The sequence below is a fragment of the Streptomyces sp. NPDC006332 genome (assembly GCF_040612855.1).
Lineage (GTDB): Bacteria > Actinomycetota > Actinomycetes > Streptomycetales > Streptomycetaceae > Streptomyces.
Genome location: NZ_JBEXRA010000001.1, coordinates 188,987 through 200,788, shown reverse-complemented (window position 1 = coordinate 200,788; position 11,802 = coordinate 188,987). Strand labels below are relative to the sequence as shown.

7 protein-coding genes are annotated in these 11,802 nt (G+C 70.7%); 4 read left to right on the top strand and 3 right to left on the bottom strand.

Going from position 1 to position 11,802, the window contains the following annotated elements; genetic code table 11:
• Positions 1-29: 29 nt before the first annotated feature.
• Positions 30-1,385 carry a sigma-70 family RNA polymerase sigma factor gene (locus tag ABZ027_RS00850; protein ID WP_356762920.1) on the bottom strand — a complete coding sequence of 452 codons (1,356 nt, stop codon included), beginning with the start codon at positions 1,383-1,385 and terminating at the stop codon, positions 30-32.
• A 194-nt stretch (positions 1,386-1,579) separates the two neighbouring features.
• On the opposite strand from ABZ027_RS00850, the gene ABZ027_RS00845 reads away from it, so the two are divergent.
• From ABZ027_RS00845 to ABZ027_RS00835, 3 genes are read left to right on the top strand one after another with little or no spacing between them, the layout of a single operon-like run.
• Positions 1,580-3,340 (top strand): DUF4357 domain-containing protein, encoded by a 1,761-nt coding sequence (locus ABZ027_RS00845; RefSeq protein ID WP_356762918.1) that lies wholly within the window; start codon positions 1,580-1,582, stop codon positions 3,338-3,340.
• Positions 3,337-4,617: a restriction endonuclease gene (locus ABZ027_RS00840; protein ID WP_356762916.1), complete on the top strand. Its 1,281-nt coding sequence runs from the start codon at positions 3,337-3,339 to the stop codon at positions 4,615-4,617. Before ABZ027_RS00845 ends, ABZ027_RS00840 begins: the two co-directional genes overlap by 4 nt.
• The gene (locus ABZ027_RS00835) at positions 4,617-6,752 is read left to right on the top strand and encodes a UvrD-helicase domain-containing protein (protein WP_356762914.1); all 2,136 of its coding nucleotides are present in this window, start codon (positions 4,617-4,619) and stop codon (positions 6,750-6,752) included. Before ABZ027_RS00840 ends, ABZ027_RS00835 begins: the two co-directional genes overlap by 1 nt.
• A gap of 15 nt (positions 6,753-6,767) precedes the next feature.
• On the opposite strand, the gene ABZ027_RS00830 is transcribed toward ABZ027_RS00835, so the two are convergent.
• Positions 6,768-8,423, bottom strand: coding sequence for an N-6 DNA methylase (locus ABZ027_RS00830; RefSeq protein WP_356762912.1), 1,656 nt, complete (start codon positions 8,421-8,423; stop codon positions 6,768-6,770).
• A gap of 127 nt (positions 8,424-8,550) precedes the next feature.
• On the opposite strand from ABZ027_RS00830, the gene ABZ027_RS00825 reads away from it, so the two are divergent.
• On the top strand, positions 8,551-10,257 hold the full coding sequence (locus ABZ027_RS00825) for a TIGR04141 family sporadically distributed protein (RefSeq protein WP_356762910.1): 1,707 nt from the start codon (positions 8,551-8,553) through the stop codon (positions 10,255-10,257).
• Positions 10,258-10,441: 184 nt separating this feature from the next.
• On the opposite strand, the gene ABZ027_RS00820 is transcribed toward ABZ027_RS00825, so the two are convergent.
• Entirely contained in the window at positions 10,442-11,785 is a 1,344-nt protein-coding gene (locus ABZ027_RS00820; protein WP_356762908.1) for a glycoside hydrolase family 32 protein, read from the bottom strand.
• Positions 11,786-11,802 lie beyond the last annotated feature (17 nt).

Sequence of the window (11,802 nt, the reverse complement as noted above, 5' to 3'; positions counted from 1 at the left end):
GGAGACGGAACGTGGTGGATCCGGCGAGTTCAGCGGGGTGGTGGCACCAGGCCGTGGCGGGCCGCATGCCCGTAGAACTTCGCCTTGGCCTTCGACTCGATCTGCCGGATGCGCTCTCGAGTGACTCCGTAGACGACCCCGATCTCGTCCAGCGTGTCCGGCTCGTCGCCGTCGAGTCCGGTGCGCCGGATCAGGATGTACCGCTCACGCTCGTTGAGGTGCTCCAGGACCAGCCGCAACCGCGCCATCAACTCCTTGCGGATCAGCACCGCGGCGGGTCCGGGCAGCCGGCTCGGCCCGATGATCAGGTCACCGAGGGCGATGTCCTCGCCGATGATCCTGTCCAGGGAGTCGGTGGGCCGGCTGATCCTGCGGACCTCCTCCACTTCGGCGAAGGTGAGGCCACTGACGTAGGCCACGTTGTCGACGGTCCTGGGCCGGCCTTCGTTCAGGAGCTTGCGCTCGGCGACGGCGACCTTTTTGACCTTTTCATGGACGTACGCGGGCAGTCGGATCAGGGTGCCTTCGTCGGCAACGGCCCTTGAGATGGCCTGCTTGATCCACCAGGTCGCGTAGGTCGAGAACTTGAAGCCCTTGGTGGCGTCGAACTTCCGGACCGCGCGCATCAGTCCGATGGTTCCGTGCTGGACGAGATCTTCGGCGTCCAGTCCGCGGCCCTGGTAGCCGAGCGCGATCTTCCACACGAGCCGCTGGTTGTGCAGGACGAGACACTCGTAGGCGCGCCACCGCTCGCTGTCGCGGGGCAGCGCGGCGATCTCCTCCGCCGGGACATCGCGGCCGAGCCGGTCGGTACGGCCGAGGCGGTCCTCCCCACCCCGCAGAAGCACGGCGAGGCCCACTTCCTCCTCCGCCTTCAGCAGCACCCTGGCCGTACTCCGCCGCCACCGGTCCGCCGCCAGGACCGCCCGGGCCGCGAGCACGGCGTCGGACAGTCGCGGGGCCGTGGAGGAAACGGCGGAGGGGGCGGGTTTCCTGGCGGCCGGCGCCCTCGAAGGGACGGTGCTCGACGCCGGGACCCGGGGCGGACGAGGGCGGGTGATCGGAAAGTCGGCGGTCAACTCGCGTGCGTCGGCGGCACCGAGCCCGTGAAGTCGTACGACTCCGTCGTGGGCGAGCCTGCTGACGTTACCGTCGGCGTCGGCGTAACGGGCCAGCATCCGCCGGGCCCGGGCCAGACGCGTGGCCGCTTCGGAGGGGACGGAGGGCGGCGGAGGGGGTGCCTTCACCGACGAGGCCGCCGCCCGGCGTGCGGGCTTCACCTGGATGCCCAGCGCAGCGAGCCCGTTGCGGAGACGTCGCCGCTGTTCGTCGGTCCTGAGCCCGAGCCGGTCCGCCTCGTCCGCGAAGGCCTGTCGGCTGATCACCCCCGCACGGGATGCGCGACATTGCAGCCTTTCGATGACGGACGGCAACTCCGCTTCGACAGCCCGCCGTTCTACCTCGACCATCGGCTCCCCCTTGCCCCGCACGATCGATGCGTTCACACCGTCAACACATTTTGTGCATGTCTCACTTGTACTCTTGATGATTTGACAGTGTCAACAGGTAGGATGAGTCCATGCCTCAGCCAGAACTCCTCCCCGGCACGCCCGAGTTCCGCATCAAGCTCCCCAAGGACGGCGCCGAGGCGCGCGGACATCTGCTCGCCGAGTTCGGCGGCAACGGCACGCACAAGTTCCTCCTGGAGGAGGGCTCGACGGTGGCCGCCGAGGCATGGCCGGGGCTCGGCGACCACGCCCGCCGGACCCGCGCGGAACTGCGCGCGAACGGCGGGCTCATCGACCTGTCCGCCGACCGGTGGCGGGTGGCCCGGGACATCGAGTGCAACTCCTCATCGGCCGCCGCCGCGCTGGTGTACGGCTACGACGCCTCCGGCCCGGAGTCCTGGCGCACGGCGGAGGGCCACCCCCTCGCCGACTACCTGTCCACCGGCTGGCGCGCCCCGCGCAAGGCGTGGCTGGTACGCGGCTCCAACGTCTCGGGGCACAACCTGGTGCGGCAACAGTGGCTGCGGGAGGGCTTCGTCTCGCTCGCGGGCGCGCACCTGCCACCACTGGAGGAGACCGACCCGACCAAGAGCGCGCTGCGCCGCTTCGTGGAAGACGGGTACGAGGGGGCGGCCTCGTACAACCAGAAGCGAGGTCTCGTCGACGAACTGCACGCCTTCCTGACGCAGATGCGCGTCGGCGACACCGTGGCCACCATCAGCGACGGCCGGCTGCACATCGGGCGGATCACCGGCGACGCCGTGCAGAGCTCGTCGCCGGGCGGGCTGTCCAATCTGCGCAGGACCGTCGCCTGGTTCAACAACAGCCACGCCTACGAGGACATGCCGGAGGAAGTGCAGCAGAAGCTGTCCGTCCAGCATGACGTGGTCGATCTGACCGTCGTTCTGGACGCGCTGGACGAGCTCACCGGACTGACGGACCTCACGGTCCCCGCGGCAAGCGGGGAACTGACCCTGCCGGACATCACCGGCGCACTCGCCGACGACCTCCTCGTCCACGACCGTTCCTGGCTGGACGAGATGCGGGAACTCCTCGTCGACGAGCGGCAGCTGGTTCTCTACGGGCCGCCGGGCACCGGCAAGACGTACCTGGCGATGAAGCTGGCCGAGTACTTCGGCGGCGGCCCGGAACAGGTCAAGATCGTGCAGTTCCATCCCTCGTACGCCTATGAGGACTTCTTCGAGGGGTTCCGGCCCGTGGAGGATCCCGAGACGCGGGAGGTGGCCTTCCGGCTGACGGCGGGCCCGCTGCGGGAGCTCGCCGATCTCGCCTCCCGCGAGGGCAACCGGCACATCCCGCACTTCCTGATCATCGACGAGATCAACCGGGCCAACCTGGCGAAGGTCTTCGGCGAGCTGTACTTCCTCCTGGAGTACCGGACGCGGTCCGTCCGACTCACCTACTCCGGGGACGACTTCGCGCTGCCGCCCAACCTCTTCGTGATCGGCACGATGAACACCGCCGACCGTTCGATCGCGTTGGTGGACGCGGCGATGCGGCGCCGCTTCGCTTTCGTGGAACTGTCCCCGCGCACCGAGCCGACCGCCGGGCTGCTCGCCCGCTGGCTGAAGCGCGAGGGCCGGGACCTCGAACCCGCCCGTCTGCTGGACGCCCTCAACTCCCGTATCGACGACGCCGACTTCGCCATCGGCCCGTCGTACCTGATGAAGCCGGGCGTGTACCGCGACGGCGGCCTCGAACGGACCTGGCGCACCAAGATCCTGCCCCTCCTGGAGGAGCACCACTACGGCGAGGGCCTCGACGTCGCCGCCCGTTACGGCCTCGACTCGCTGAGCGAGCAGCGTCCGTGACCGCGACCCCGACCGTGACCGCGACCGCGACCGCGACCGACGTGACGCTGCGCGAGTACGGACCCGCCGTCTCCGTCCCGTTGGGCGCCGCGGCCGGGCGGGCCCTCGCCGCCTCCGGCGTCCTGGAGAGCGTGACTCCCGATCCCGGCCGGGACGGGCACTGGCTGCTGCGGGCGGGCAGCCGGGTCGGCGCCCTGCGCACACCCGGTGGTGCGGTCGTACGGATCATGCCCAAGACCCCGGTGCGGCGGCTGTTCTTCCTCCTCGGGTTCAGCCTCGACCCGGCGCGCGCCTGGCGCGACAGCCGGGAGGGCACCGTCGACACCGGCGCCCACGACGACGTCGTCCCCGCCCTCGCGCACGCCGTGGAACGGCGGATCGACGCGGCGCTGCGACAGGGCGTCCTCCAGGGCTACCGGGAGGTCGAGGAGCGCGCGCTGGTCGTGCGCGGGAGACTGCGTGAGACCGAGCAGATCCGTCGGCACTTCGGCCGTACGCCGCCGGTGGAGATCGTCTACGACGCGTACACCGCCGACACCGCCGAGAACCGCATCCTGCGGGCCGCGGTGGAGCGGCTGCTGCGGCTGCCGGGTGTCCCGGGACCGGTCCGGCGGCGTCTCGCCCACCAGCGGGTTCGGCTCGCCGACGCGCTGCCGCTGATACGCGGGCAGGACCTGCCTCGCTGGCAGCCGTCCCGCCTCAACGCCCGCTACCAGCCGGCGCTGCGGCTCGCCGAGGCCGTCCTGCGCGGCACCTCGCCGGAACACCGGCCGGCCGGGGTCTCCCCACTGGCTGTGGACGGCTTCCTGCTCGACATGAACAAGCTGTTCGAGGACTTCGTCACGGTCGCCCTGCGCGAGGCTCTACGGGAACACGGTCTGACCGCGCGTCTCCAGGACCCCCACCACCTCGACCTCGCGGGTCTCGTACGGATGCGCCCCGACCTGGTCGTCCGCACCGGTGACGGCCGTACTCCGCTCGCCGTCGTCGACGCCAAGTACAAGGTCGAGAAGGCCGACGGCCTGCACAACGCCGACCTGTACCAGGCGCTCGCGTACGCCACCGTGCTCGGTCTGCGCGAGGCACATCTTGTGTACGCGGCCGGACGGCGGCCCGAGCGCTTCCACGAGGTGCGGGGAACAGCGGCGGGACCGGACGGTCGGGCGACGCGGCTGTACCAGCACAGCCTCGATCTCTCCCGCGAACCAGAACAACTCCTCACAGCTTTCCGGGAGATCGCCGGACAACTGGCGTCCGGAAGAAAGGAAGCGGCCTGATGCCCCGGCTCGCCTTCGCCCAGAGTTTCTGGGACGGCTACGACACGTTGGAGAAACCCGTCCGAGCCGGAGTGCGCAAGGCCATGGCGAAGTTCCAGGCCTTGAGCGTCGCCGAACTCAACGCCGACAAGGGACTGCACCTGGAGTCCGTCGAGAACGCCCGCGACGAACGGATGCGCACGATCCGCATCACCGGTTTCTGGCGAGGCGTCGTCCTCGCCCCGGACGACGGCAGCGACATGTTCCTGCTGGTCAACGTCCTGCCGCACGACGACGCCTACACCTGGGCGGCGAAGCGCCTGTACAGCGCGAACTCCGCGACACGCGCCCTGGAGGTACGCGACGCCGTCGCCCTGGACGAGCTGACGCCGCTGTACGAGACCGCCGCGCGCACGGCACCCCGGCTGCTCTTCGCGGACGTCTCCGACGGCACCCTGCGTGAACTCGGCATCGACGACCAAGTGCTGCGCGCCGCGCGGTCGCTGATGGACAAGGCCCAGCTGGAGGCGTTCTCCACCCTCCTGCCGGAAGACCAGTTGGAGGTGCTCCAGTACCTTGCCGAGGGCTTCAGCCCGGAGGACGTCTACCGGGATGTCGTCGCCGTCCGCAGGCCCGCCGACGCGCCCGCCGAGCCGGTCGAGGACCTCGCCACGGTCATCGCCAACACTCCCGCCCGCATCCGCCTGGTCACCGGGCCGCGGGAGTTGGAGGAGATCCTGGAGAAGCCGTTCGAGGCCTGGCGGGTCTTCCTCCACCCCTCCCAGCGGCGCGTCGCCTACCGCACCTCGTACGGCGGTCCCGTCCAGGTCACGGGCGGACCCGGGACGGGCAAGACGGTGGCCGCCCTGCACCGCGTCAAGCACCTGCTCGGCCGTTCCGAGGACGGCCGCATCCTGCTCACCACCTACACGAACGCTCTCGCCGCCGGACTCCGCGACATGCTCGGGCTGCTCCTCGACGAGGACGAAAAGCTGTTGGCGCGGGTCGACGTGACAACCGTCGACGCCTGTGCCAACGGCATCGTGCGCACGAGGTCGACGGCCGTGCCCAAGCCGATCGGGGACCGGGAGCAGCGGCAGCTGTGGGAGAAGACGGTCAAGCAGCTCGATCTGCCGTTCACCGCCCAGTTCCTGGCCCAGGAGTACCGGCACGTGGTACTCGGCCAGAACCTCCGTGACCTGGACGCCTACCTCGGTGCGAGCCGCCGCGGCCGCGGCACAGGTCTCGGCCCCACGCGCCGGCGACTGGTGTGGAGCGGCGTGCAGCGGTTCGAACAGCTCCTGCGGGACGGCGGCGAGACCACCCACCTGCGTGTCTGCGCCCGCGCGGCGGAACTCCTCGGCGACGAGCCGGCTCCGTACGCCCATGTGGTCGTCGACGAGGCACAGGACCTGCACCCCGCCCAGTGGCGGGTGCTGCGCGCCGTCGTCGCCCCCGGCCCCGACGACCTGTTCGCCACCGGAGACCCGCACCAGCGGATCTACGACTCCCGGGTCTCGCTCGGCTCCCTGGGCATCATGACGGCCGGCCGCAGCTTCCGGTTGCGCCTCAACTACCGCTCCACCGAGGAGATCCTCGCCTGGTCGGCGCGGCTCCTGGCACCCGTCACCATCGACGCCCTCGAAGGCGAGGGGCCGGACTCGCTGGCCGGGTACCGCTCACTGCTGCACGGACGCCACCCCCAGGCGCGGGGGTACGCGACCCGGCAGGAGGAGACCCAGGCGCTGGTGGACCGGGTCCGGGCGCTGCTCGCCGAAGGCCTGGCACCGCACGAGGTCGGCGTGTGCGCACGGTTCAACCTCTCGCTGGACACCGCCGAGGACAAGTTGAAGGCCGCCGGCATCCCCGTGCTACGGGTCAGAGGGCAGGTCGCGCAGGGAGTCGAAGGGGTACGGCTGGCGACGATGCACGCGATGAAGGGGCTGGAGTTCCGGGCGGTGTCCGTCCTCGGTGTCAGCGAGGGCACCGTCCCGTTCGCCCGGGAGATCACGCCGCGTGAGGCGGACCCGCTGCAGCACGACGCGGATCTGCTGCGGGAGCGCTGCTTGCTCTTCGTCGCCTGCACCCGGGCTCGCGAGGCGCTGAGCGTGACGTGGAGCGGAGCAGCGAGTCCGTTCCTGCCGCACGCCGCCTGAGCGACCGCCCGATCCTCACTCCTGAGGAGCCAGGGCTCCCGTGGCGAGGCCGTCCCGGGCGACCTCGGCGAGCTGCCGGCTCAGCTCGTCGACCGTGCGCAGCCCTTCCTCGAACGCGGACAGCGCCCGGAACGCGGAGCCGTACCTGCGCTGCTCCTCGATGTCCATGCGGGGGACGCGCGAGCCTCGGGCATCGAAACGGTAGGTACCGCTCGCGCTGGTCGAGCGGCGGGCGTTGCCGGAGCTACGCAGGAAACCCTGGAGATAGTCCGTGTCGAGTTGCTCGCTGGTCGACACCGGTTCCGGGCCGTCGTACTCCACGAGTCCGGCACGGGCGAGATCCGCGACGCTCGTGGTGACACCGTCCAGCGAGCCCGGTCCGCCGCCGGGAGCGAGCTCGGGCAGGAAGGCGGCGAGCCGGCGCACCTGCTCCTGCAACTGCTTGCGCAGGGCCTCGTACTCACCGGGGTAGTCACGGTGCCGGGAGCGCAGATGACTGCCGGGGGTCAGGTCGACCGTGTCGTCGAGGAGCTCGATCAGTGGCACGTCCACGGTCTGGTCGGCCCGGGGCTCCAGGCCCCCGTCGGGGCTGTTGTCGGTCAGGTCGATCATGCGCACGGCGTGGTGCGTGTCCGCACCCGAGGTGTTCTCGGGACGCCGTAGACACCACAGATGGACGGGCAGGGAGTGCGAGGTCGCCGTCCCCGGCGGCAGGGCGACCACCTGGCGCACGATGCCCCGGCGTACCAGTTCCGACCGGATACGGCGGCCCGCCTTGCGGTAGGCGACCGAGGCCGGCATGACCATGAGGACCTGGCCGCCGGGCGCGGTGTGCGCGTACGCGTGCTGGAGCCAGGCGAGTTCCCCTTCGGCCTTGGACGGGGTGCCGAGTTCCCAGCGGGAATCGAGCAGGAGTTGCTCCCTCCCCCACTCCGTCACACCGGCCGGCGGGTCACAGACGATCAGATCCGCCTTGAGGTCCGGCCATGCGTCCGCGCGCAGCGAGTCCCCCGCCACGACACGCACCTCGGAGCGGCCCAGGAGGTCCGCACGGAGCTGGGCGAAACGGACGCTGTCCCCATCCATCTCCTGGCCACGGCAACGCGTCCCCGTCTCGGAGGCGACCGACAGAAGCAACACCCCGATACCGCAGGCGGGATCGAAGACGGTGGCACCGGCCGGCAGCTCGGGGGCGAAGTGACACACGGCCCGCACCACACGCTCGGACGTCACCTGGTCGGATCCCGCACGCCGGGCGGAGTCCATGAACCGGTCAGTAAGTCCGTTTACGAGATCGACGGGTGCCTCGGTCTCGGCGAGCTGCCGCAGGCGGGCGGCGACGTCATCCGGCAGAGCCGGTTCGGACTCCCCGGCCAGCACGGCGGCGACCGCGGCCAGGCCCGCGACCATCTGATCCCCGTAAGCGGTCCGCAGGGCCTGCCACAACTCGACCTCGGGAGAGACCTCCTGGCCTTTGCGCTGCCTGTCCAGCCAGTCCTGGACCTCGGTGAGCGCGTAGAGCGGACTGTTCGCGCCGCCCCCCGCCGGTGCGGGGAAGTCGTCGTAGCGCCGGCGCCAGTTGGAGACAGCGGCCCGAGTGACCCCGGCCAGCCGAGCGATCTCCGCACCGGTGACAAGCGGGCCGACCGATGAAGCGGCGTTGTCCGTCATAGCCCCAGCGTACACGGATCCCCACTGACCTTCCAGAGGCTAGTCCGTTGACAATGTACACAAGCTAGTGTGAGTCTCTCTCGTGTACTCGAAGCTCTCGTGAACCACAGCGCCCAGGAGGCACCTCATGGCGCCGAACACCGCCGTACGCACCGTCTACCGGCTGTCCGACGTCGCCCCGACCCAGGACGCCATGCTGGACGCCCTCGACGTCGAACTTCTGGACAGGCTCGGCGCCGATCCCCACGAACCCGAGGTGCTCGGGGTCCCGGCCGTGTACGTCACCTGCGGAATGGAGCGCACCGAGGCCCCCTGGTGCGCCCCCATGGCTCGCACCACCGGCATCACCGTCACCGAAGGCGTCCGGCGCACCGCCGCCTTACTCCTGCTCGCCGTCGACGGCACGGTGTACGCCATCGGCTGCGACCAGGGGTACCGGCTGATCCCCGACCATCTCAAGGACAAGCGCTTCGGTCTCTCCTTCGCCGTCCGGCAGATGGATCCGAACCTGATCCGTGGCGCGGTCTCCCGTTCTCTCGGGCAGGCGCGCACCGACATCTCCCTGGTGCCGGGCGGGGCCCCGGTCCCGCTGCTCGGCATCCGCGACCACTCGCGCATCGTGCGCAGCCTGGGCGGCTACCTCGACGAGCTGCCGCTCACCCGTTCGCGGTACATGCGCGGAAGGGCCGTCAGCGCCCAGGGCGGGTGCGGGTTGAGAATCGCCCTGGGGGTCGAACCCGAGGCACTGCTCTCCGATCTGCGGGCCATCGCCAGAATCTGCCGCGAGGACATCCCGCACCAGGAACTGGAGTTCGTCGACCACATCGTGCCGGTCGAGGACACGACCGCCCTCGGCGTCCTCGAGCAGGCCATGGACGAGCTTCTCGGGCGTCCCGCCGACGGACGGATCTCCGTCTCCGTTCCGTCCGAACACCATGCGGCATACGCGGAGGCCACCGTGTACGTGACGCAGATCAACAGTTCCGGTGCCCTGCGCTCCGACGACTTCGACCCCGACTACGTCCTCACCCGGGCCCGACTCGCACCGCGCGGCGCGCGCCTCAGGGCGCTGCGTGAGGGGACCGTGACCCTTGCCAGGGATCGCCGGGCCGGGGTGGCCGACACGCTCGCCGTGACCAGCGCGCTGACGTGGCTGGAGGCCGGGATCTCCCTGGGCTCCAGGCGGTTCTTCCTGATGGATGGCGAGTGGTACGAGGCCGGGGCCGCCTACGTGGACGAGTGCCGGGCGGCCGTGGCGGCGCTGTTCTCGCCGTTGCCCTCCCTCTCCCTGCCCGCGTGGCGCGACGGTGAGTCCGAGAACGCCTACAACAACAGGGTGGCCGAAGTGGAACGGCCCGACTGGCTCTGTCTCGACACCAGGAACGTCGCCAATCCACTCCGTCCCAGGGACCAGGTTGAGATCTGCGACCTGCTCATGCCCGACGGCACGCTCGTCCTCGTCAAGCGCGCGGGTGGTTCGGGCCCGCTGAGTCACCTGTTCAACCAGGCCAGGGTGGCGGTGGAGCTGCTCCAGGAGTCCGCCCGGGTCCGCGCGGAGTTCACCGCGAAGGTGGCCCGGCTCAGTCGGGGCGAACTCGTGCTCCCGGACGACTTCACGCCCAAGCGGATCGTCCTCGCCATGCTCCTCAAGAACCGCGAGAACCTGACCCCGGACGCCATCTTCGGCTTCTCCCAGATCACCATCGCCCAGACCGCGAAGGCCCTGGCGGCACGAGGGGTGACTGTCGAGGTCGTCGGAATCCCGGAGAGTGCCGCGGGTGCGCTCCCCGTGCCCTCGCATGACGTGGAGGTCCGGGCGGCGATCCTCGGCTGAAAGCCCGCGCCACCAACTCGCTCTCCCTTTCGTCCACGGTGGGGAGTGGACCAGGCTCGGGCGCATGGCCGGGGCGAGCCCTTCTTGCGGCGCCCCGTCCGCTTGAACTCGTCCTCGCGAGGGTTCCCGCGCGAGACGGCCTGAGCTCCAAAGGGGGCTGGTCGGATACATGCGTTCCTCAGCGTCACGCGGGCGAGGAAGTCCGTCCATGTGGCTCGATGCCCGGGCCCGCGCCCGCCGCCGGGCCCGACTCGCGCTCCGGGCGGGCGAGTTCCCAGATCTCGGCCCGGCCCGTCGCCGCGCTGCCCGGGGCGCCGTCCAGCCGCAGTTGGGCGACCTCCTCGACGCGCAGGTCGGACCATGTCCCCGCCAGGCCGCCTCGGTAGACCTCGATGATGCCCGCGTCCCAGAACAGCCGGAGCTCTCCGCCGCGTCCGGTGAAATCCGTAAGGTCCACGCTCGTCTCGGCTCCGCCCGGGGACCGCAGGGTGACGCGCCGCGTGCCGTCCGCCGTCACGGCGTCCAGCACGAGTTCGCCGGTGGGCCGAGCCCGTTCGAAGCGGGTCGCACCGGTCGGCTGCACGGGCGTCGCCGTCCGCCGGAGCGAGGCGAGTTCGGCGGCCGGTTCGCTGTACAGGCGGCCGCCGCGTACCGACAGTTCGCGGGGCAGGCTCATGAAGCCCACCGCCGACCCGTCCAGGCCTGCCGGGTCCTGGTGGGTGCGGATCCAGCCGAACTGGATCCGCCGGCCGTCCGAGGCCCAGTACGACTGCGGGGCGTAGAAGCGGTCGCCCACGTCCACCACGCCGCTCTCGCGGACGTCGAAGCCGTCGCCCGCAGCGGAACCGGTCATCCACCAGACGTCGGGACCGTTCTCGCCGTCCTCGTGGATGACCGAGACCAGCACAGCCGCGGCATCTCCCGAGGTGAAGTGGTCGGGGCACTCCCATACCGCGCCCGGCACCCCCGATGCCGCCCGGTCGACGAGGACGCCGTCGTAGTCCCACGCCCGCAGGTCGGCCGAGGACAGGGCGAACAACGAGCCCCCGTGCTCGTGGCGTGCGCCCGCGACGAGCATCCGCCACCGGCCGTCCTCACGCCACACGCTGTGGTCGCGGAACTCGGTGATGTCGGCGGCGGGCGGCGCGGGCAGAAGAGGGTTGGCCGCGTCCTTGACGAAGCCCGACAGCCCGTCGTCGGCGGCGCGGGCGAGGCAGGGAAGCTGGGCGTCACCGAGGACGCCGGTGTACAGGATGGAGACGCCGCCGTCGTGTTCGACGGCGCAGCCCGAGAAGCAGGCCGTCGCGTCGTACGGCGCGGTCTCGGCCGGGCCGGGAAACAGGGCCACCTCGTGCTCGGTCCAGGTGAGCAGGTCCGGGGAACTGGCATGGCCCCAGTGCTGGTTGGAGAACTCCGTGCCGTCCGGGTTGTACTGGTAGAAGAGGTGGTGCCGCCCCTGCCAGTGCACTGCCCCGTTGGGGTCGTTCATCCAGCCCTTCGCGGGGGCGTAGTGGAGCGATGCGGGCATGCGGAATGTTCCTCTCA